Raw genomic sequence first — 22,339 nt, forward strand, 5'->3', positions numbered from 1 at the left:
CGCGCCTGCTCTCAGCCGGTGCCCGTCCGCTCGGGCCCCGGCACGCGGGCACCCTCTGCCCCCACTCCCGCACCGCCGCGAGCGCGCACGTACGCGCGCGTCAGTCCCGCGACGGCAGGTACGCGCGCGTAGTGGGCAGGCCCAGGTCGCCGGGGAGGAGGCCGCCCACCCAGCTGTCGCGGCGGGTGCCGCCGTGGACGAGGGCGGCGCGCAGGGTGCCCTCGATGGTGAAGCCCGTCTTCTCGGCCACCGCGCGCGAGGCCGCGTTGCCGACCTCCGCGCGCCACTCCAGGCGCTCGACCCCGGCCGACTCGAAGGCCCAGCGGGCGGCCGCCAGCGAGGCCTCGGTCATATAGCCCCGCCCCCGGTGCTCCTTGGTCGCCCAGAAGCCCAGCTCGGCGACGCCCTCGCCGCGCCGCATCACGCCGACCATCGCCACCAGCGCGCCCTCGCGCGCGTTCCCCTCGCCCTGGGACGTGTCCCGCAGGCGCACCGCGAACGTGTAGTCGGAGTCGTCCCGCCAGCCGCCCGGGCCGAAGGTCTCGGTGAAGGAGGTCGCGTGTTCGCGCAGATACGGCGAGGGGACGGTGGTCCAGCGCTGGATGTCGGGGTCCTGACAGGCCGCGTACGTCTCGTCCGCGTCCTGCGGGCCGACGGGCCGCAGGATCAGGCGCTCGGTGCTGAGGGTGAGTGGGTCCATCGGCTGATTCTCCGTGCGGGGCCGGAACGGGCGCCAGGGCTTTTCACACGTTCCCGGCACTTCCGGGCACCTTCCCGGCACCTTCCGGGCCCGCTGTCCGTTGTCGTAATGGCAGACCTCCCGGCGCGGGCGGGTCCTCGCATACGATGGCCGTTGCTCAGAAGTAATCAACCGTACTCGACCGCGCCAGGCCCGACCGGCAAGGAGACCAACCCCCGTGTCCGTCCTTTCAAAGCTCATGCGTGCAGGCGAAGGCAAGATCCTGCGCAAGCTGCACCGCATCGCGGACCAGGTCAACTCCATCGAAGAGGACTTCGTAAACCTCTCCGACGCCGAGCTCCGTGCCCTCACCGACGAGTACAAGGAGCGGTACGCGAACGGGGAGAGCCTGGACGACCTGCTCCCGGAAGCCTTCGCCACCGTCCGCGAGGCCGCCAAGCGCGTCCTCGGCCAGCGTCACTACGACGTACAGATGATGGGTGGCGCGGCCCTGCACCTCGGCTATGTCGCCGAGATGAAGACCGGTGAGGGCAAGACCCTCGTCGGCACGCTGCCGGCGTACCTCAACGCGCTGTCCGGCAAGGGCGTCCACCTGATCACGGTGAACGACTACCTGGCCGAGCGCGACTCCGAGATGATGGGCCGAGTGCACCGCTTCCTCGGCCTTGAGGTCGGCTGCATCCTGGCCAACATGTCGCCCGCCGAGCGCCGCACGCAGTACGCCTGCGACATCACGTACGGAACGAACAACGAGTTCGGCTTCGACTACCTGCGCGACAACATGGCGTGGTCCCAGGACGAGCTCGTCCAGCGCGGCCACAACTTCGCGATCGTCGACGAGGTCGACTCGATCCTGGTCGACGAGGCGCGTACGCCGCTGATCATCTCCGGCCCGGCCGACCAGGCCACCAAGTGGTACGGCGACTTCGCCAAGCTGGTCACGCGCCTCACCAAGGGTGAGGCGGGCAACCCGCTCAAGGGCATCGAGGAGACCGGCGACTACGAGGTCGACGAGAAGAAGCGCACCGTCGCCATCCACGAGCCCGGCGTGGCCAAGGTGGAGGACTGGCTGGGCATCGACAACCTCTACGAGTCGGTGAACACCCCCCTCGTCGGCTACTTGAACAACGCCATCAAGGCGAAGGAACTGTTCAAGAAGGACAAGGACTACGTCGTCATGGACGGCGAAGTCATGATCGTCGACGAGCACACCGGCCGTATCCTCGCCGGCCGCCGCTACAACGAGGGCATGCACCAGGCGATCGAGGCGAAGGAAGGGGTGGACATCAAGGACGAGAACCAGACGCTCGCCACGATCACCCTGCAGAACTTCTTCCGCCTCTACAAGCGCCACGACCAGGAGGGCAACGAACAGCCCGGCCTGTCCGGCATGACCGGTACGGCGATGACCGAGGCCGCCGAGTTCCACCAGATCTACAAGCTCGGCGTCGTCCCGATCCCGACCAACCGGCCGATGGTCCGCAAGGACCAGTCCGACCTGATCTACCGCACCGAGGTCGCGAAGTTCGAGGCGGTCGTCGACGACATCGCCGAGAAGCACGAGAAGGGCCAGCCGATCCTGGTCGGCACCACCTCGGTCGAGAAGTCCGAGTACCTCTCGCAGCAGCTCTCCAAGCGCGGCATCCAGCACGAAGTGCTGAACGCCAAGCAGCACGACCGGGAGGCGACGATCGTCGCCCAGGCGGGCCGCAAGGGCGCCGTCACGGTCGCCACGAACATGGCCGGCCGAGGCACCGACATCAAGCTCGGCGGCAACCCGGACGACCTCGCCGAGGCCGAGCTGCGCCAGCAGGGCCTGGACCCGGTGGAGCACGTCGAGGAGTGGGCGCACGCGCTGCCCGCCGCCCTGGAGAAGGCCGAGCAGGCCGTCAAGGCGGAGTTCGAAGAGGTCAAGGAGCTCGGCGGCCTGTATGTGCTGGGCACCGAGCGGCACGAGTCGCGCCGTATCGACAACCAGCTGCGCGGCCGTTCCGGCCGTCAGGGCGACCCGGGCGAGTCCCGCTTCTACCTGTCGCTCGGCGACGACCTGATGCGGCTGTTCAAGGCCCAGATGGTCGAGCGCGTCATGTCGATGGCCAACGTGCCGGACGACGTGCCGATCGAGAACAAGATGGTGACGCGCGCGATCGCGTCCGCCCAGTCCCAGGTCGAGCAGCAGAACTTCGAAACGCGTAAGAACGTTCTGAAGTACGACGAGGTGCTGAACCGGCAGCGCGAGGTCATCTACGGCGAGCGCCGCCGCGTCCTGGAGGGCGAGGACCTGCACGAGCAGGTGCAGCACTTCATGGACGACACCATCGACGCGTACATCCAGGCGGAGACCGTCGAGGGCTTCGCCGAGGAGTGGGACCTGGACCGGCTGTGGGGCGCCTTCAAGCAGCTCTACCCGGTGAAGGTCACCGTGGAGGAGCTGGAGGAGGCGGCGGGCGACCGCGCGGGCATCACCGCCGAGTTCATCGCCGAGTCCATCAAGGACGACATCCACGAGCAGTACGCGGCGCGCGAGGAGCAGTTGGGCTCCGACATCATGCGTGAGCTGGAGCGGCGCGTGGTCCTCTCGGTGCTCGACCGCAAGTGGCGCGAGCACCTCTACGAGATGGACTACCTCCAGGAGGGCATCGGCCTGCGGGCGATGGCCCAGAAGGACCCGCTGGTCGAGTACCAGCGCGAGGGCTTCGACATGTTCAACGCCATGATGGACGGCATCAAGGAGGAGTCCGTCGGCTACCTGTTCAACCTGGAGGTCCAGGTCGAGCAGCAGGTCGAGGAGGTCCCGGTCGAGGACGCCGAGGTGAAGGCCTCGCTGGAGAAGGAGGACGCAGTGCCCGCCGGCGGGGTCGCGCGTCCCGAGATCCGGGCCAAGGGTCTGGACGCCCCGCAGCGCCCGGACCGGCTGCACTTCTCGGCGCCGACGGTGGACGGCGAGGGCGGGGTCGTCGAGGGCGACTTCGACAACGGCGACGAGCCGTCCCGCTCCGAGGCGGACGGGATGACCCGCGCCGAGCGCCGCAAGGCCCAGAAGGGCGCCGGCCGCCGCCGCAAGAAGTAGCCGCGAGGCTTGTGAGTCACCGGGTGGGGCCGGGCACCGCATGGGTGCCCGGCCCCACTTCCACTGCCGCGCAGCGCCAGCGCAGGTCGGCGCCCTGCTCCAGGCGGAAGGCCATGGCGCGGACGCGGTCGCCCGCGCCGATCCGGGCGAACGCCTCGATGACGCCGGCCTGCGGCACGTACTCGTCGCAGTGCCGCACCACCGGCTGGGAGGCGGCCCCCAGGGGGCTCGCCGGGGCGAGGAGCACCAGCTGCTCGTACGCCTCGCCGACGGTGTGGCCCAGCATCCAGTGCACCGGCCGGCGGCCGCTGAGCACGGCGAGCAGGCGCTCGGCGAACCAGTAGCGGGGCAGCCGCTGGCGCCGCGCGTAGGCGCCGGCGGGTCCGCCGGGCCTGGCGGGGCCGACCCGGTCGTGGCGGCCCGCGGGCCTGGCCCGGTCCGTCCGCGCCGCGCCCGCTCGTGTCCTGTCGGTCCTGTTCATCTCCGTCGCCCCCTTTGATACCGGCGAGTAGCTTTCTGTTGGGGATCTTGTACGGGGGCGGCGACGCGGGTCGCAAGGGCGGCGGGGCGGGCGCTCGGGGCCCTCGGAGATTCACCTATCTGGGTGATGAAGGGCCTCGCGGAGCCGGTGAGGGCCGGGCGTACACCTGTCGGCCCTGCGATCCCTCAGCCCCCGTACGGGCAACCCGAAGGGGGACTCCCGCACGTATCCTGAGTGCGTCTTCCGACGAGAAAAGAGCGGCCTGTCATGCGCGTGTACCTCCCCCTGACCCTCCCTGGTCTCGCGACGGCGCACACGGCGGGAGAGCTCGGCTCCGGGCCGCTGACCGCCTATGCCGTCACGCCCGGACTGCGTGAGTGGTACGTCTCGGACGACATCGAGGAGCTGGAGTACGCGGCGCTCAGCCGGGCCGCCGCGGCGTCGCTGCGGCTGCTCGCCGGGGACCCGCAGGCCGCCCGGCGCCGGGTCGTGGTCGCCCTCGACGTGCCGGACGGGGCCGCCTCGGCCGACCCGGACCGGGGCCTGGACGCGAGTGCGCTGGGCGAGGTGCGGATCGCCGGGCCGGTGCCGCTGGGCAAGGCGGCCGCGGTGCACGTGGACTCCGACGACGCGGTCGTGGACGTGGCCGCGGCGGCCGACGCGCTCGGCGCGGCGGACCAGGGCGACGACGACGCCCAGTTCGCCGTCGACGGGGCCGAGGACCACGAGCTGCTGTGGTTCGGGGTGCAGGAGATTCCCAACCTGATCGGCTGACAGCCTGACTGACCTGCGGTCTTCGCCTGCGGGAGCGGCCTGTGCGGTCCGTTGTCAGTGGGGGTGGGTACCGTTCTGGCATGGGGAAGCGCACGCATCTGGTCTGGGACTGGAACGGCACACTGCTCGACGACATCGGCGCGGTCATCGAGGCGACCAACGCCGCCTTCGCGGAGCTCGGCCTGGAGCCGATCACGCTGGAGCGGTACCGCGAGCTGTACTGCGTGCCGATCCCCCGCTTCTACCAGCGGCTGATGGGGCGGCTGCCGACCGAGGCGGAGTGGCTGGTCATGGACGAGGCCTTCCACAAGCACTACTGGCTGCGGGCGGACGCCTGCGCGCTCACCCAGGGCGCGGCCGAGCTGCTCGCCGACCGATCGGCGTCCGGGCTCGGCCAGTCGCTTCTGTCCATGGCGCCGCACGAGCATCTGGTGCCGATCGTGCGGCGGCACGGCATCACGGAGCACTTCCTGCGGGTGGACGGGCGCACCGGCCCCTCCCACGGCAGCAAGGCCGAGCACATGGTGCGGCATCTGACCGCGCTGCGGGCGGCGGACGAGGCGATATCCGCCGACCGGATCGTGGTGATCGGGGACGCGGTGGACGACGCCGTGGCCGCCGCGCACATCGGGGCCCGGGCGGTGCTGTACACCGGGGGATCGCACAGCCGCGACAGCCTCGCGGAGGCGGGGGTGCCGGTGGTGGACACCCTGGCGGAAGCGGTGGCAGTGGCGGAACGCCTGGCGGGCTGAGGCGGACGGGGACACCCCCGGACCCTCAAGGCGGCGAGCAGAGGCCACCCCAGCCCTCAAGGCGGACGCCGCCCGCAGGCACGCCCGCGAACCGGGCCGACGCCGACGGGGACCTGTGTCCGGCGCCCCGGCGGGCGTCTCGGCCCGGCCGCCCCGCCTCGCCCCGACGCCTACGTCACCGGCGCCTTCGCCCGCAGCACCGTCAGGAACTCCCGCATCCATGTGGAGTGGTCCGGCCAGGCGCGGGCGGAGACCAGGGTGCCGTCGACGACCGTCTCCGTGTCGCGGAAGGAGGCGCCGGCGGACTGCATGTCGAGTTCGAGGGCGGGATACGCGGTGACCCGGCGGCCGGTGAGGCCGCCGATGGCCGCGGTCAGGAGGGGACCATGGCAGATCTGTGCGACCGGCTTGTCCGTGTCGAAGAACGTCTTGAGGATCTTGCGGAGCTCGGGGTCGTTGCGCAGGTATTCGGGGGCCCGGCCGCCCGGGATCACCAGTGCGGCGTACTGGCCCGGGTCGACTTCGGAGAAGGCCAGGTCGGCCGGCCAGGTGTAGCCGGGCTTCTCGGTGTACGTGTCGAAGCCCGGCTCGAAGTCGTGGACCACGAACTGGAGCCGCTTGCGGGCGGGGGCGGCGATATGGACCTCGTAGCCCTCCTCGCGCAGCCGCTGGTAGGGGTACAGGACCTCCAGCGACTCCGCCGCGTCGCCGGTCACGATCAGGATCTTGGCTGCCATGGGTGCTCCCGGAGTCGACCATGCGTACGCGATGCGTACGGGAATCGTGGTGCTGTGCCACATGCTCCGCGATGCGCCGCGCGTCACGGTGCGCGCAATGCTTCGCTTGGCGCGAAATCCGCTGTCCGGCGGAGCGCCCACGGCGCTGCCCACCGTGCCGCTCCGCACACCGTGCGTACGCCGCCAACGTGCCCCTGCCCGGCCCGTTTGCCAAGAGTGCGGACTCGGCCGCCGCGTCGCTGTCCAGAGTGTCAAACTTCGGGGCCTGCTTTTGTACACATACGGCTCATGACGGGTCGGGGGGGCGGGGCGATAGCCTTGACCCGTGATCAGCGCGATATCCCGCAGGGGCACTGACGCCCCTGCCCTGCGCCCGGAGTGCCACAGTGCCCGGGCTCTCGCTGATTCCCGCTACCCGGGCCCTTCGCCGAAGATGGCCAATAACGACCCGGGCATCTCTCATCGCGGCATAACGTCGACTCCGACCGGACACCCCGCGTCGAGGCGTTGCGTCGCTTCGCATACCTACGTCACGCAACGGCGCGCGACAGGAGCCAGAGGACATGCAGACCAAGCTGGACGAAGCCAAGGCCGAGCTGCTCGCACGGGCCGCCCGGGTAGCTGAGAACAGCCCGGTGGGGGGTCCCGGCGGTCTGGGGGGCGCCCCCCAGGACCGGGCAGCCACTACCGGGTCCACGGGGGAGGAAGGTCCGGGCCAGGACGCCGTTCTCGGGTTCCTCCAGCGCTACTACCTGCACACCGCTCCGGAGGACCTGGCCGACCGCGACCCGGTCGACGTCTTCGGCGCGGCTCTCTCGCACCACCGGCTGGCCGAGATGCGCCCGCAGGGCACCGCGAACGTCCGGGTGCACACCCCGACGGTCGAGGAGAACGGCTGGACGTGCAGTCACTCGGTCGTGGAGGTCGTCACCGACGACATGCCCTTCCTGGTGGACTCGGTCACCAACGAGCTGTCCCGCCAGAGCCGCGGCATCCATGTCGTCATCCACCCCCAGGTCGTCGTCCGCCGTGATGTCACCGGCAAGCTGATCGAGATCCTGGAGACCGGCGCCCAGACCGGCGGTCTGCCGCACGACGCGCTCGTCGAGTCCTGGATCCACGTCGAGATCGACCGCGAGACCGACCGCGCCGACCTGAAGCAGATCACCGCCGATCTGCTGCGGGTGCTCTCCGACGTCCGCGAGGCCGTCGAGGACTGGGAGAAGATGCGCGACGCGGCGCTGCGCATCGCCGACGAGCTGCCCAAGGAGCCCAAGGCCGGCGACCTGCGCGACGAGGAGGTGGACGAGGCCCGGGAGCTGCTGCGCTGGCTCTCCGACGACCACTTCACCTTCCTGGGCTTCCGCGAGTACGAGCTGCGCGAGGACGACTCGCTGGCGGCCGTGCCCGGCACCGGTCTCGGCATCCTGCGCGCCGACCCGCACCACGCGGGCGACGACAGCCACCCGGTCAGCCCGTCCTTCGAGCGGCTGCCCGCCGACGCGCGCGCCAAGGCCCGCGAGCACAAGCTCCTGGTGCTCACCAAGGCCAACAGCCGCGCCACCGTGCACCGGCCGTCCTACCTCGACTACGTCGGGGTGAAGAGGTTCGACGAGGACGGCAACGTCGTCGGCGAGCGCCGCTTCCTCGGCCTGTTCTCGTCCGCCGCGTACACCGAGTCGGTGCGCCGGGTGCCGGTGGTGCGCCGCAAGGTCGACGAGGTGCTGCGGGGCGCGGGCTTCTCGCCCAACAGCCACGACGGCCGCGACCTGCTCCAGATCCTGGAGACCTACCCGCGCGACGAGCTGTTCCAGACCCCGGCCGACCAGCTGCGCGCCATCGTGACCTCCGTGCTCTACCTCCAGGAGCGGCGCCGTCTGCGCCTCTACCTGCGCCAGGACGAGTACGGGCGCTACTACTCGGCGCTGATCTACCTGCCCCGCGACCGCTACACCACGGGCGTGCGGCTGCGGCTCATCGACATCCTCAAGGAAGAACTCGGCGGCACCAGCGTCGACTTCACCGCCTGGAACACCGAGTCGATCCTCTCCCGCCTGCACTTCGTGGTGCGGGTGCCGGCCGGCACCGAGCTGCCCGACCTCACCGACGCGGACACCGAGCGCATCGAGGCCCGCCTCGTGGAGGCCGCCCGCTCCTGGGCCGACGGCTTCTCGGACGCGCTGAACGCCGAGTGCGGCGAGGAGCGCGCCGCCGAGCTGCTGCGCCGCTACGGACACGCCTTCCCCGAGGGCTACAAGGCCGACCACTCGCCGCGCGCCGCCGTCGCCGACCTGGTCCACCTGGAGCAGCTGACCCACGGCCGCAGGGACTTCGCGCTCTCGCTGTACGAGCCGGTCAACGCGGCCCCCGGCGAGCGCCGCTTCAAGATCTACCGGATCGGCGAGCAGGTCTCCCTGTCGGCCGTGCTGCCGGTGCTCCAGCGGCTCGGCGTCGAGGTCACCGACGAGCGCCCGTACGAGCTGCGCTGCGCGGACCGTACGCACGCGTGGATCTACGACTTCGGTCTGCGGCTGCCCAAGAAGATCAACGGCAACGGCGACTACCTCGCCGACGACGCCCGCGAGCGCTTCCAGGAGGCGTTCGCCGCCACCTGGACCGGGGCCGCCGAGAACGACGGCTTCAACTCCCTGGTGCTGCGCGCCGGGCTCAGCTGGCGCCAGGCGATGGTGCTGCGCGCGTACGCCAAGTACCTGCGGCAGGCCGGTTCGACCTTCAGCCAGGACTACATGGAGGACACCCTCCGCGACAACGTCCACACCACCCGGCTGCTGGTCTCGCTCTTCGAGGCGCGGATGTCGCCGGACCGCCAGCGCGCCGGCACCGAGCTCATCGACGGGCTCCTGGAGGAGCTGGACGGGGCGCTCGACCAGGTCGCCTCGCTCGACGAGGACCGCATCCTGCGCTCCTTCCTCACCGTCATCAAGGCGACGCTGCGGACGAACTACTTCCAGAAGACCGCCGAGGGCAACCCCCACGCGTACGTCTCGATGAAGTTCGACCCGCAGGCGATCCCGGATCTGCCGGCGCCCCGCCCGGCCTTCGAGATCTGGGTGTACTCGCCGCGCGTCGAGGGCGTGCACCTGCGCTTCGGCAAGGTCGCGCGCGGTGGCCTGCGCTGGTCCGACCGCCGCGAGGACTTCCGTACGGAGATCCTGGGCCTGGTCAAGGCGCAGATGGTGAAGAACACCGTCATCGTGCCGGTCGGCGCCAAGGGCGGCTTCGTCGCCAAGCAGCTCCCGGACCCGTCCGTGGACCGCGACGCGTGGCTGGCCGAGGGCATCGCCTCGTACAAGACGTTCATCTCGGCGCTGCTCGACATCACCGACAACCTGGTCGCGGGCGAGGTCGTCCCGCCGGCCGACGTGGTGCGCCACGACGAGGACGACACCTACCTGGTGGTCGCCGCCGACAAGGGCACCGCGACCTTCTCCGACATCGCCAACGAGGTGGCCGTCTCCTACGGCTTCTGGCTGGGCGACGCCTTCGCCTCCGGCGGCTCCGCCGGATACGACCACAAGGGCATGGGCATCACCGCGCGCGGTGCCTGGGAGTCCGTCGAGCGCCACTTCCGCGAGCTCGGCCACGACACCCAGACCGAGGACTTCACGGTCGTCGGCGTCGGCGACATGTCCGGTGACGTGTTCGGCAACGGCATGCTCCTGTCGGAGCACATCCGGCTGGTCGCGGCCTTCGACCACCGCCACATCTTCATCGACCCGAACCCGGACGCGGCGCCCTCCTACGCCGAGCGCCGCCGGCTGTTCGACCTGCCCCGCAGCTCCTGGGCCGACTACAACAAGGAGCTGCTGTCCGCGGGCGGCGGCATCCACCCGCGTACCGCCAAGTCGATCCTGGTCAACGCCCATATGCGCGCGGCCCTCGGCATCGAGGCGGGCGTCACCAAGCTGACCCCGGCCGACCTGATGAAGGCGATCCTCAAGGCGCCGGTGGACCTGCTGTGGAACGGCGGCATCGGTACGTATGTGAAGTCGAGCGCCGAGTCGAACGGGGACGTCGGCGACAAGGCCAACGACGCGATCCGGGTCAACGGCGAGGACCTGCGGGTCAAGGTCGTCGGCGAGGGCGGCAACCTGGGTCTGACCCAGCTCGGCCGTATCGAGTTCGACCGCAACGGCGGCAAGGTCAACACCGACGCGATCGACAACAGCGCGGGCGTGGACACCTCCGACCACGAGGTGAACATCAAGATCCTGCTCAACGGCCTGGTCGCCGACGGCGACATGACCGTCAAGCAGCGCAACAAGATCCTCGCCCAGATGACCGACGAGGTCGGCAAGCTGGTGCTGCGCAACAACTACGCGCAGAACGTGGCGCTCGCCAACGCGGTCGCGCAGTCGCCGTCGCTGCTCCACGCGCACCAGCGGTTCATGCGGCGCCTCGGCCGCGACGGGCACCTGGACCGCGGCCTTGAGTTCCTGCCGAGCGACCGCCAGATCCGCGAGCTGCTGAACAGCGGCAAGGGCCTGAGCCAGCCGGAGCTCGCCGTCCTGCTCGCGTACACCAAGATCACGGTGGCCGACGAGCTGGTCCACACGGCGCTGCCGGACGACCCGTATCTGCAGCGGCTGCTGCACGCGTACTTCCCGCAGCAGCTGCGCGAGAAGTTCCCCGAGGCCATCGACGGACACGCGCTGCGCCGCGAGATCGTCACCACGGTTCTGGTCAACGACACGGTCAACACCGGCGGTTCGACCTTCCTGCACCGCCTGCGGGAGGAGACCGGCGCGTCCCTGGAGGAGATCGTCCGGGCGCAGACCGCGGCCCGCGCGATCTTCGGCCTGAACGCGGTGTGGGACGCGGTCGAGGCCCTGGACAACAAGGTCGACGCCGGCGTCCAGACCCGGATCCGGCTGCACTCGCGCCGCCTCGTCGAGCGCGGTACGCGCTGGCTGCTGAACAACCGGCCGCAGCCGCTCCAGATCGCAGAGACCATCGCCGACTTCAGCGAGGGCGTCGAGAAGGTCTGGTCGGAGCTGGCGAAGCTGCTCAAGGGCGCGGACCTGGAGTGGTACCAGTCGATCCTGGACGAGCTGACCGCCGCCGGGGTGCCCGATGAGCTCGCCCGCCGGGTCGCCGGGTTCTCCTCGGCGTTCCCGACGCTCGACATCGTGGCGATCGCGGCGCGCACCGGCAAGCAGCCGCTGGCCGTCGCCGAGGTGTACTACGACCTCGCCGACCGGCTGCGGATCACCCAGCTGATGGACCGGATCATCGAGCTCCCGCGGGCCGACCGCTGGCAGTCGATGGCCCGCGCCTCCATCCGCGAGGACCTGTACGCGGCGCACGCGGGGCTCACCCAGGACGTGCTCTCGGTCGGCAACGGCAAGTCGTCGCCCGAGCAGCGGTTCAAGGCATGGGAGGAGAAGAACGCGGCGATCCTCGGCCGGGCCCGCACCACGCTGGAGGAGATCCAGGGCTCGGACGCGTTCGATCTGGCGAACCTGTCTGTGGCGATGCGGACGATGCGGACGTTGCTGCGGTCGCACAGCTGATACGGGCTGTACGCGCGCGTACGTGCGTGGGGGCGTTCACTTTTGTGGGCGCCCCCTTCCGCGTACGCGGATCGGTTCGTGTTCGTCTGCGGATCGTGCTGGGTTGCTCGCTCCCCCACGTTCTCGACTCCGCTCGAACAGGGGGGACCCCCACCGCGGCGGAGCCGCAAATCGACACGGCCCCGCGCCCCTCAGTGGCCTCCGGCCATCGGGCGTGCTGCCGTCGCCCTCCATAGACGTCTGCAGGACAGTAGTGCGGCCGTCAGCAGCAACGTGTTTCGCGTCGCCATCAGCGCCGTCCCCAGTGGCGTTCCCGCCATCACCTCGTCGTACAGCGTCGGGAACGCCAGGGTGCTCAGGGCCGTTGTGGGGAGCAGGAGGAGGGCTACCGGGCGCTGGGTCGTGTGGCGGGAGGTGAGGCAGACCGCCGACAGGCCGAGCAGCCAGATCAGGTACTGGGGGCTGATCACGCGGCTGGTCACGGTGAAGAGCAGGACCGCGCAGAGCGCCGCGTCGGGCGGGGTCGCCGCCGTCCAGCGCCATGCCCTGACCCGCCACAGCAGCAGCCAGCAGAACGCGGCGGCGGTGAGTGAGAGCGCCAGGGCCGCCACGCTCGACACGTACGGGCCGGTGAACTCCATGGCCCCGTAGCGGTAGACGACCTTGCCGGGCCAGTGGAGCAGCAGCCGGGCGAGCTGGAGGGCGGTGCCGCCGACGGATTCGATCTGCACGCCACGGTTCCCCTGCTGGCGCAGGAAGTCCAGGCTGTGGCTGAAGCCGAGGGCGAGCACCGCGAGCAGGGCGGCGGCCGAGGTGAGCGCCGCCGTCCACGACGCGCGCGTGGTGCGGCCGCGCGGGGTGCCGAGCAGGGTCAGCACGGGCCAGACCTTCACCAGCGCGCCGATCCCCGCGAGCGCCCCGCCGAGCCGGGGCCGGCGCCGTACACAGAGCAGGGAGCCCACCGCCAGGGCGGTCACCTGTACGTCGTAGCGGCCGTACGGCAGATGCAGCAGCAGCGGCAGGCCGCCCACCCACAGCCAGGCCCCGGCGGGGCTGCCGCCCGCGCGGGCTCCGGCCCGTACCAGCGCGAAGGCGATCAGCGCGTCGGCGGCCAGCGTCAGGGCGACGAACGCCTGGAAGAAGGTGAGGAACGGCAGCAGGGCGGGGGAGGCGATGACCGCGCCCGCGCCCGGCGGGTACTGCCAGGTGGAGTCGCCGTACGGGAAGTGGCCCGTGATCAGCTGGTCGTACCACTGGCGGTACAGGACGTAGACCTCGCCGGTGACCCCGCCGACGCCGATCGAGTCGTCGACGAGGAGGTACAGCATCAGCGCGCGCGTGGCGAGCCAGCCGGCGGCGACGGCGGCGTACCGGGTGCGGCGGCCGGCGGCGCCCGGGTCGGGGGCGGCGGACGGGGCGGGGATGCGCAGCTGCTGGATCGTCATCGATCAGCAGTTTAGGCAGATTTGCCCTATTTCTTCTTGGTGTACTCCTCGTACGCGTCGACGACCTCGTCCGCCGGGCCGTCCATGCGCAGCACCCCCGACTCCAGCCAGATCGCCCGGTCGCAGGTCTGCTTGATGGTGCCGTTGCCGTGGCTGACCAGGAAGACCGTGCCCGCCTCCGCGCGCAGCTCCTCGATCCGCTCCTGGCTGCGCCGCTGGAAGCGGGCGTCGCCCGTGGACAGGGCCTCGTCGATCAGGAGGACGTCGTGGGACTTGGCGGCGGCGATGGAGAAGCGCAGCCGGGCACCCATGCCCGAGGAGTACGTACGCATCGGGAGCGAGATGAAGTCGCCCTTCTCGTTGATCCCGGAGAACTCGACGATGTCGTCGTAGCGGTCCCGGACCTCCTCGCGGGTCATGCCCATGGCGAGGCCGCCGAGGGTGACGTTCCGCTCGCCGGTCAGGTCGTTCATCAGGGCCGCGTTGACGCCGAGCAGGGACGGCTGGCCCTGGGTGAAGATCTTGCCCTGGGCGGTGGGGAGCAGTCCCGCGATGGCCTTGAGCAGGGTCGACTTGCCGGAGCCGTTGGAGCCGATCAGGCCGATCGCCTCACCCTTGCGGGCGACGAAGCTGACGCCCTTGACGGCGTGCACCTCGCGGATGCCCGGGGTGCCCCGGCGGGAGGTGATCCGGCTGAGCGCGGAGGTGGCGCTGCCCTTGCCCTTGCTGGAGCCGCCGTTGACCTTGTAGACGATGTGGACGTTCTCGGCGATCACGGTAGGGGCGCCGAGGACGCGGGGCGCGCTCGCCTCGGCGGTGTCGGTCGCTTCGGTCGTGCCGACGGCGTCGAGCACGGTGGATGTGTTGTCAGCCACGGCCGTACTGCTCCTCTGCCTTCCAGAAGTAGATGAACCCGGCGGCCAGGGCGACGATCGCCCAGCCGCCCGCGACGGCCCAGATGTGATCCGGGAGCTGCTTGGCCTTGAAGCTGTGGATCAGCGCGAACCGCATCAGGTCGATGTAGACGGCGGCCGGGTTGTACTCCAGGACCTTCACCACGCCGTGCGGCAGCGAGCTGCGGGTCATCAGGAGCGGCAGGCTCCACATGACGCCGGAGACGTACATCCAGGTGCGCAGGATGAACGGCATCAGCTGGGAGACGTCCGGGGTCTTGGCGGCCACCCGGGCCATGGCCAGCGACAGGCCGGTGTTGAACATCGCCTGGAGGGTCAGCACCGGGATGGCCAGCAGCCAGGACGGCGACGGGTACACGCCGACGCAGACCATGATGATCGCCAGCGCGGCCATCGAGAACAGCAGCTGCTGGAGCTGCTGGAGCGCGAGCGCGATGGGCAGCGAGGCGCGCGGGAAGTGCAGGGCGCGGACGAGGCCCAGGTTGCCGCTGATCGCGCGGGTGCCCGTCATGATCGACTGGGCGGTGAAGGTCCAGATGAACACGCCGGTGACCAGGAACGGGATGTAGTCCGGGACGCCCTGCTTGGTGCCCATCAGGATGCCGAAGATGAAGTAGTAGACCGTCGCGTTGAGCAGCGGGGTCATCAGCTGCCAGATCTGGCCCAGCTTCGCCTCGCTGTACTGCGCGGTGAGCTTGGCGGTGGCGAACGCCGAGATGAAGTGGCGCCGCTCCCAGAGCTGCCGCACGTAGTCGCGCAGCGACGGGCGGGCGCCGCTGACGGTGAGGCCGTACTTGGCGGCCAGTTCGGCGCCGGTCAGGCCCTGGTCGGGGTCGGCCGGCCGGGTGTCCTGCGCGGTGGCCGGCGGGGCCGGCGGTGCTGCGGTCTGACTCACAACGATCGCTTTCGACGTGGCTTCGCGGACGGGGGGCTTCGCGGGCGACGGGCTTTGACGAGTGGTGACGACGAGCTCTTGCGGGTTCGTACGGGTTCTTACGAGTGTTACGACGGGACGGGTCCGTATCGTCGTAACGGTGAGAGTAGGACGTGATCACGTCGCAACGCAACCGTCTCGTCGTATCGCTATGCTCAAGACATGACCAACTCGGACGCCGCCGGAACGGAAACCCCACGTCGCACGCCCGCCGGAGCCGCCGTGCTCCGCTCGGACGTGACGGAGGCCATCCGCAAGGCCGTGTTCGAGGAGCTGGCGGCGGTCGGGTTCGCCCGGATGTCGATCGAGGGCATCGCCCGGCGGGCCGGGGTCGGCAAGACGGCCGTCTACCGGCGCTGGAAGTCCAAGCTGAGCCTGGTCCTCGACCTGGTGTCCGCGTTCGCCGCACAGGGGCTTCCGGTGCCCCACACGGGCTCGCTGTACGGGGACATCCGGGCGCTGCTCGCGGTGGCCTCGCTGGCCCTGCGCCACCCGGTCGCCTCGCAGGTGATCCCGGACCTGCTCGTCGAGTCCGTACGCCACCCGGAGATCGCCGACGCCATCAAGGAGGCGCTGCTCGACGGCCAGAAGGGCGTCGCGGCGGTCGTGGTGCGCGAGGCGGTCGAGCGCGGCGAACTCCCCGAGGGCGCCGACCCGGACCGCGCCCTCGACCTGATCGTCGGCCCGCTGTACTGGCGCCTCGTCGTCGTCCGCGGCGACCTCCCGAAGGGCTACCTGGACGACCTGGCGAAGTCGGCGGTGGCGGCACTGGGGGCGACGGCGCGGAAGTAACCGGCTTTGAGCGAACTTGTTCAGTTCGATGCGGTCGCGCCCCTTTGGGGGCGCGGGACTGTGACATGTGCGGCTCCGCCGCGATGGGGGTCCCCCCTGTTCGAGCGGAGTCGAGAACTTGGGGGAGCGACCAGCCACCCACGGCCCGCAGCCGAATGACCGCACTCCCCGTTCAGTACGCCACGCGACCAAGCACCTCCCCGCTGCGCGGATTGAACGCGACCACCACCGCCTCCTTGGGCAGCCGCTCCCCGGCGGTGAGCAGCAGCCAGTGCACGCCGTAGCGGCGGGCGATCCACGCGCGCGTGTCACGTGATGTCGACGGCGCCAGATACGTCGTCACGTCCGCCTTGCGCCGCAGCCGTTCGGGCTCCGCGAGCGCCGGGTCGGGCCAGACGGGGGCGACCAGGAACGGCCCGTAGCCCGGCAGCGAACGGACTACGTAGTAGTCGTCCGCGAGGACCGTGTCGCCCGGCGGGATGTGCTGCGCCGCCCAGCCGTACGTGTCCCAGCGCGGCGGCCGCTCCACGCCCCGCACGCCCAGGCCCGGCGCCAGCGCCCCGGCCTGCGCCCAGAAGAACCCCAGGCACGCCCCGGCCGCCGCGAGCGGGGCCAGCACCCGGCGGGCCGTGGACCAGGGGCGCGGCCGGGTCAGCTCGACGGCGAGCGCGACCTGGGCCGGGATGGGCGCCAGCGCGAGCAGCCGCCCGTACGTGTAGTGGCCGCTGATCCAGCCGTACAGGACGACCAGCAGGAACAGCGCCGTCATCGGCGTCAGCGGATCGCGGCGGTCGCGGCGCAGGCGCAGCAGCAGCGCGGGCGCGCCCAGCAGGGCGACCAGCCAGTAGCGCCCGGTCGGATTTTCGTACAGGGCCCTGTGCATGGAATCGATGCCGGTGTCACCGACGAGTGTGAAGATGTCGCAGTACGGCCAGCTCGCCGCCACCGCGAGCGCGGCCGCGCCCGTCAGCGCCCAGCGGGCGGCCGCCGCGCGATGCCACGCCCCGCGTCGTGCCACGGCCAGCCCGGCCATGCCGAGCACCGCGCCGATCGAGGTGATCGGATGGACGAGGACGACCACACCGGTGAGCACGCCGAGCGCGGCGTGCTCCAGCGGGCGGGCGGGCCCGGCTGCCCGCACGGACCCCGCCGGAGCGCGGGATGAACGTTCCGTCATACGGTCCGCCGCACAGCCGAGGCCGACCATGCGGCCCGTCATCGCCCAGATGTGGAAGGTCAGCCCGATGGCGAACGTGCTCGGGTACGACAGGTTGCCGGTCATCGACAGCAGCCCGAGGAACCCGCTCCACCACGTCACATCGGTGCCCCACAGCACCACCGAGAAGGCCAGCGCGAACACCGGCGCCCACGGGCGGCGCGAGAACAGCCGGGTGAAGCGGCCGAGACCGGTGATCAGGACCAGCAGGTTGAGCGGCCCCCACAGCCGTACCACCACCCGGCCCGGCAAGTCGGTGAGCCGGGCGAACAGCCCCTGGACCAGCGAGTACGGCGAGTAGTACGGGCTGCCCGCGCCCGGCAGGTCGGCCATCGGGTGGGCGGGGTGCAGCAGATCCGCCCGCAACCGTTCGACCACGGCGGCGTGCGTCCCGAAGTCGCAGCACATCGGCACCCGCCAGGCCGCCGCCGACACCACCACCCAGAACAGCCCGCCGAGGACGACGTACGGCGTGATGCGCAGGTCCCGCCCGCCCGGCGGCTCGTCGGCGGGCCGGGCGGAGGCGCGCCGGGGCGCCGGGAGGCGGACGGGGCCGCTGGGAGGAAACGTGCGCACAGATCATCGGTTCCGTGGGGGTGCGCTTCTGTCCCGGCATCCCGCGCCGATCACCCGATCAGCAGTCGGTCGGAAGTCGGTCAGCAGTCGGTGGGTCAGGAGCCGGTCGGTCGGCACTCGGCACGTTCGAGGGCCAGGAATCCGGACGCGTCCGCCCGCACGCTCAGGTCCCCGGGGTAGTGCCCGGGGGCGAGGTCCAGCGCCGCCGGGACCGCGTGCCGACTGCCGTCGGGGTGGACCAGCCGGACCTCCCAGCGGTCCGCGTCCGGCGCCGGTACGCCCCGGGGGAGGACATGCGGCGCACGCGGCACACCGGTGAGATCGGACAGGGCGACCCGCACGGCGAACCGGCCCCCGTCCCGGTCCATCCGCACGGCGTACGTGCACTCCGCCCCCGACCGCCCATGACGCACAGTCAGCTGAGTCGGATGCGGCCCCGCTCCCCACAGCCGCCCCCCGAGCTCGACCGCATCCGTATCCGCATCCGTATCCGCGTCCACATCCCCGTCCTTGTCCGCGTCCACGAGCCCGTGCGTGTCGACCACCGCCCCGTGCCGCCGAACCGACACCACCAGCCGACCCTCCCGCGCCCCGATCAACAGCCGCCGCCCGTCCGGCACTTCCTGTACCAGGACCGGGTCCCCGCACTGCTCCAGCGGGCGCAGCGCGGCCCGCCGTACCGTCCCGGCGCCGCCCCCGGCACCGGCGAGCACCACGCCCACCAGCCACTCGCCGTCGCCGAGGCGGGCCGGGTCGAGGGTGAGCTCGAAGCCCGCGCGGGCCCGGCCGACCGGCTCCGGGGACGCGTTGTCAGTGGTGGGTGGCAAGCTGATTGCACGGACCGGGAAGCGGCGCAGTCGGCGGCCGCCGCGCTCCTGGCCCAGCGCGAGCAGCAACCTGCCGGGGCCGGCGTTGCGTACATACGCGAAGCCGGTGAGCCGCAGGGTCTTGTCCGGCCGCCGCTGAACTCCCGACAGCCGGGCCACCACCGGCAGTTCGCCGCGTCGCACCCGCGCGGCGCGCCCGGCGAGTGGCCCCACTCCCGGATACGTCACCCGGCCCGCCCGCACCGGGAAGACGCCCACCCCGTTGGCCTGCTCGAAGGCCAGCACCTCGACCAGCTCGTCGAGCCGGTTCTCGCGTACGAGCTGCCACTTGACCCGCAGGTCGGGGGAGAGGCAGCGGGTGGCGTCCGTGCCCGCGCGCTCCAGGAAGGCCCGCGCGCCGGTCATGAACGCCTCCCGGTAGGCCGGGCCGCCCAGCGGCAGGCCCTGGAGGAAGTAACCGAAGTCGTCCCCCAGACAGGAGGTGTCATAGCGGCGGCGCTGCCCGGGCAGGGCCCCGGCCAGGAAGCGGCTGACGTCCTCGCAGCCCGCGATCCGGTCCCGCACGCCCTGCGGGTCCGTGCGCCGCTGGGTGATCGAGCCCTCGCGCACCCGCCAGTAGTAGACGTGCTCGCTGACGACGTCGACGGCGTCGGCCAGGAAGTGCGCCGGGATCACCACCGGCGTGTCCTCGTACAGCCTGCCCACCGGAAAGGAGAAGGCGTGGCGGTCCCAGAACGAACGGCGGAACACCTTGTTCCAGGCGACCCGGTCGGTGAGCAGCCGGGGGTCGCGGGTGATGTGGGTGCGCGGCCGGTCGGCGGTCAGCCAGCGGTACTGCCAGGCCTGCCGGCGGCCCCCGGCGTCCAGGCGCCACACGTTGCCGGAGGCGAAGTCCGAGCCGGACGCGTCGAGGGAGGCGGTGAGGCGGGCATACGCGTCGGGCGCGAGCACGTCGTCGCTGTCGGCGAAGGCGAGATAGTCGGTGCCGGGGGCGGTGTGCGCGACGCCCGTGTTGCGGGCGGCGCTCAGTCCGGCGTGCGGTTGGCGCAGCCAGCGGAAGCGGGCGTCGCGGCGGGTGAACTCCTCGGCGATGCGCGGGCTGTCGTCCGTGGAGCCGTCGTCGACCACCACCACGTCGAGGGCGCCCATGGTCTGCGCGGCCAGCGACGCCAGGCACTCCTCCAGATACGCGGCCACGTTGTGGACGGGCACGACCACGCTCAGCCTCGGCGCGGCGGCTGTGGCGGCGGGCGGGTTCGTCGCGGCGGGCGTCCCGGCGGGCGGCTTCGGGGAGGCGAGCGCCTTCGGGGGAACGGCGTGCGGTGGGTTCACGCCAGGTCAACCCGGCCTCACCGTACTGGTTACCGATGCTGACCCGATCGGGTGAGAGGGCGTACGCGGCGGCGTGACCGGTGGTTACGCTCGGCTGCCATGTCGCGCTCGCGCCCCCTCTTCAGCGTCGTCGTTCCCGTCCACCGCGTGCGGGGCTTCCTGCGCGAGACCCTGGAGTCCGTGCTCGGCCAGTCGTACGGGGGCCTGGAGCTGATCGTCGTCGACGACCGCTCGCCCGACGGCTGCGGCGTGATCACCGCCGAGTGCGCCGAGGCCGACGCGCGTGTGGTGCCCCTGGCCCTGTCCGCCCACCGGGGTCCGGGCCCGGCCCGCAACGCCGGGGCGGCGCACGCCTGCGGGGAGTATCTGCTCTTCCTGGACGGCGACGACCTGCTTCTGCCCGGCGCGCTCCAGGCGCTCGCCGAGCGGCTGCGGGACGGCGGAGGCGCCCTGGACGTGCTGCGGTTCGGGCACGAGCGGAGCGACTGGCGGGAGCGGGTCACGCCGGGCGGCCCGCCGTTCCCGGACGCGCCGAGTCCGCCGGTCGCCTGGGACCGGCTGCTGCGGCGCACGTTCTGGCTCCGGCACGGACTCGCGTTCACCGACGGGCCGTACGAGGAGATCGTCCCGGTCGTACGGGCCGAGCGGCTGGTCGCCGAGGGGCGCGCGGCCTCGCTGGACCGGGTCTGCGTGCGGGTACGGGAGCGGCGCGCCGGGGGCTTCGCAGCCACGCCCGAGCGCGGGCACTTCCGTGTCCTGGAGGCCTACGCGCCGCTGCTCGCCGCCGACCCCGGGCTGCGCCCGACGGCCGCCGCGCATCTGCGGGCCGTCCGGGACGACCCGGGCCGGATCCGCCCCGCCGACCGCCGGGCCTTCCACCGCGCGGCCGACCACCTCCTCGGCGGCGCCCTCGGCCCGTATGCCGTTCATCGCGTACAGCTCGCAATCGATCAACAGAAGGGAAAGGCGTGGGAGTTGGCGGGGCGGGCGAGGAAGAGTGCGCGCGGCCGGATTCTCCGTACCGCCTATCGCGTCGAGCTCTGCCGTCCGCTCGATCCGGATCTCGTCGTCCACGGCGCGTACTGGAACCGGGGGGTGGCCTGCAATCCGGCCGCCGTCCATGCCAAGGCGCGCGAGCTCGCCCCGCAGCTGAGGCATCTGTGGGTGGTGGGGGCCCGCCACGCCGGGCGGCTGCCGCCCGGGACCGAGCATGTCGTGGCGGGGTCGCGGGCGTACTGGCGGGCGATGGCGACGGCCGCGTACCTGGTGAACAACTCCAGCTTTCCCGGCGGCTTCACCAAACGGCCCGGGCAGGTCTACCTCCAGACGCATCACGGCACCCCGCTGAAGTCGATGGGCCTCGACCAGCGGCGCTACCCGGCCCTCGCGGCCACCATGGACTTCGACAAGATCCTCGCCCATGTCGACCAGTGGGACTTCAGCCTCTCCGCCAACCCGCACTCCACCGAGATCTGGGAGCGGGTCTACCCGTCCTCCTCGTACACGCATCTCGACCTCGGATATCCGCGCAACGACCGCTACTTCACCGCGACGTCGGACGAGATCGCCGGGATCCGCGCCTCGCTCGGCATCGAGCCCGGCCGCCGGGCGATCCTGTACGCGCCGACCCACCGCGACCGGCGGACCGACGGCTTCGCGTCCCCGCTGGACCTGGCCGCGTTCGTACGGGAGCTCGGGGACGAGTACGTCGTGCTGGTGCGGGCGCACTACTTCCACGGCACCTCGGCCGCCCTGCCCGAGCACCCGGGGCTGCTCGACGTCACCGGGCACCCCCGCGTCGAGGACCTGTGCCTGGCGGCGGACGCGCTGATCACCGACTACTCGTCGCTGATGTTCGACTACGCCTGCCTGGACCGCCCCATCGTCGTGCACGCCCCCGACTGGGCCGCCTACCGGGCCACCCGGGGCACCTACTTCGACCTGCTCTCGGGAAGCCCCGGCGAGACCCCCGGCGCGCTCGCCACCAGCGACGACGAGCTGATCGGGCTGTTCCGCGAGGGCGGGTGGGACACGGACGCGACGGACAAGCTGCGCGCCGCCTTCCGGGCGCGTTTTTGCCCGTACGACGACGGGCGCGCGGCGGAACGGGTGGTGCGCCGCGTCTTCCTGGGCGAGGAGATGCCCCTCTCCCCGGAGGCACGGCCGCCCGCGCCGTCACCCGGATGGACGGGCTGAGGTGACCGGCCCCGGTCTGGGGGGTTGAGCACCCGTGGGGCGGGAAGCGCCCCGCTCGC

At 71.6% G+C, this 22,339-nt stretch carries 14 protein-coding genes; 6 read left to right on the forward strand and 8 right to left on the reverse strand.

What is annotated here, in order from left to right:
• Nucleotides 1–100: 100 nt before the first annotated feature.
• On the reverse strand, nucleotides 101–700 hold the full coding sequence (locus ACGFRG_RS30870) for a GNAT family N-acetyltransferase (protein ID WP_393269214.1): 600 nt from the start codon (nucleotides 698–700) through the stop codon (nucleotides 101–103).
• Between the two features lie 217 nt (nucleotides 701–917).
• Between ACGFRG_RS30870 and secA the strand changes: the two genes are divergently transcribed.
• Complete coding sequence (secA, locus tag ACGFRG_RS30875; RefSeq protein WP_393269217.1) at nucleotides 918–3,770, forward strand: preprotein translocase subunit SecA; 2,853 nt, start codon at nucleotides 918–920, stop codon at nucleotides 3,768–3,770.
• A gap of 16 nt (nucleotides 3,771–3,786) precedes the next feature.
• Here the strand turns inward: secA and ACGFRG_RS30880 are convergent, their stop codons facing one another.
• Nucleotides 3,787–4,251: an Rv3235 family protein gene (locus tag ACGFRG_RS30880; RefSeq protein ID WP_361430342.1), complete on the reverse strand. Its 465-nt coding sequence runs from the start codon at nucleotides 4,249–4,251 to the stop codon at nucleotides 3,787–3,789.
• A 267-nt stretch (nucleotides 4,252–4,518) separates the two neighbouring features.
• Here ACGFRG_RS30880 and ACGFRG_RS30885 point away from each other — a divergent pair, with 267 nt between their 5' ends.
• Together ACGFRG_RS30885 and ACGFRG_RS30890 are read left to right on the forward strand one after the other, a co-directional pair.
• A complete protein-coding gene (locus ACGFRG_RS30885) occupies nucleotides 4,519–5,025 on the forward strand; it encodes a DUF6912 family protein (RefSeq protein WP_393269220.1) in 507 nt (168 codons plus the stop codon).
• An 80-nt stretch (nucleotides 5,026–5,105) separates the two neighbouring features.
• Nucleotides 5,106–5,777, forward strand: coding sequence for an HAD family hydrolase (locus ACGFRG_RS30890; protein ID WP_393269222.1), 672 nt, complete (start codon nucleotides 5,106–5,108; stop codon nucleotides 5,775–5,777).
• Nucleotides 5,778–5,947: 170 nt separating this feature from the next.
• Here the strand turns inward: ACGFRG_RS30890 and ACGFRG_RS30895 are convergent, their stop codons facing one another.
• A complete protein-coding gene (locus tag ACGFRG_RS30895; protein ID WP_361430345.1) occupies nucleotides 5,948–6,514 on the reverse strand; it encodes a DJ-1/PfpI family protein in 567 nt (188 codons plus the stop codon).
• 563 nt (nucleotides 6,515–7,077) lie between these two features.
• Between ACGFRG_RS30895 and ACGFRG_RS30900 the strand changes: the two genes are divergently transcribed.
• Nucleotides 7,078–12,048: an NAD-glutamate dehydrogenase gene (locus ACGFRG_RS30900; RefSeq protein WP_361430346.1), complete on the forward strand. Its 4,971-nt coding sequence runs from the start codon at nucleotides 7,078–7,080 to the stop codon at nucleotides 12,046–12,048.
• A 191-nt stretch (nucleotides 12,049–12,239) separates the two neighbouring features.
• Here ACGFRG_RS30900 and ACGFRG_RS30905 read toward each other — a convergent pair whose 3' ends face one another.
• From ACGFRG_RS30905 to ACGFRG_RS30915, 3 genes are all read right to left on the reverse strand, one after another.
• Entirely contained in the window at nucleotides 12,240–13,493 is a 1,254-nt protein-coding gene (locus tag ACGFRG_RS30905; protein WP_393269226.1) for a glycosyltransferase 87 family protein, read from the reverse strand.
• A gap of 26 nt (nucleotides 13,494–13,519) precedes the next feature.
• On the reverse strand, nucleotides 13,520–14,269 hold the full coding sequence (locus ACGFRG_RS30910; protein ID WP_361430398.1) for an ABC transporter ATP-binding protein: 750 nt from the start codon (nucleotides 14,267–14,269) through the stop codon (nucleotides 13,520–13,522).
• A gap of 91 nt (nucleotides 14,270–14,360) precedes the next feature.
• Nucleotides 14,361–15,302, reverse strand: a complete 942-nt coding sequence (locus ACGFRG_RS30915) for an ABC transporter permease (RefSeq protein WP_393269228.1) — start codon at nucleotides 15,300–15,302, stop codon at nucleotides 14,361–14,363.
• Between the two features lie 201 nt (nucleotides 15,303–15,503).
• On the opposite strand from ACGFRG_RS30915, the gene ACGFRG_RS30920 reads away from it, so the two are divergent.
• On the forward strand, nucleotides 15,504–16,133 hold the full coding sequence (locus ACGFRG_RS30920) for a TetR/AcrR family transcriptional regulator (RefSeq protein WP_361430349.1): 630 nt from the start codon (nucleotides 15,504–15,506) through the stop codon (nucleotides 16,131–16,133).
• A 172-nt stretch (nucleotides 16,134–16,305) separates the two neighbouring features.
• Here the strand turns inward: ACGFRG_RS30920 and ACGFRG_RS30925 are convergent, their stop codons facing one another.
• Nucleotides 16,306–17,925, reverse strand: a complete 1,620-nt coding sequence (locus ACGFRG_RS30925; protein WP_393269232.1) for a hypothetical protein — start codon at nucleotides 17,923–17,925, stop codon at nucleotides 16,306–16,308.
• A 95-nt stretch (nucleotides 17,926–18,020) separates the two neighbouring features.
• Nucleotides 18,021–20,084, reverse strand: coding sequence for a glycosyltransferase family 2 protein (locus ACGFRG_RS30930; RefSeq protein WP_393269235.1), 2,064 nt, complete (start codon nucleotides 20,082–20,084; stop codon nucleotides 18,021–18,023).
• A gap of 99 nt (nucleotides 20,085–20,183) precedes the next feature.
• On the opposite strand from ACGFRG_RS30930, the gene ACGFRG_RS30935 reads away from it, so the two are divergent.
• Nucleotides 20,184–22,280 carry a CDP-glycerol glycerophosphotransferase family protein gene (locus tag ACGFRG_RS30935; protein ID WP_393269237.1) on the forward strand — a complete coding sequence of 699 codons (2,097 nt, stop codon included), beginning with the start codon at nucleotides 20,184–20,186 and terminating at the stop codon, nucleotides 22,278–22,280.
• Nucleotides 22,281–22,339 lie beyond the last annotated feature (59 nt).

Source organism: Streptomyces sp. NPDC048696 (assembly GCF_043198895.1).
GTDB lineage: Bacteria > Actinomycetota > Actinomycetes > Streptomycetales > Streptomycetaceae > Streptomyces.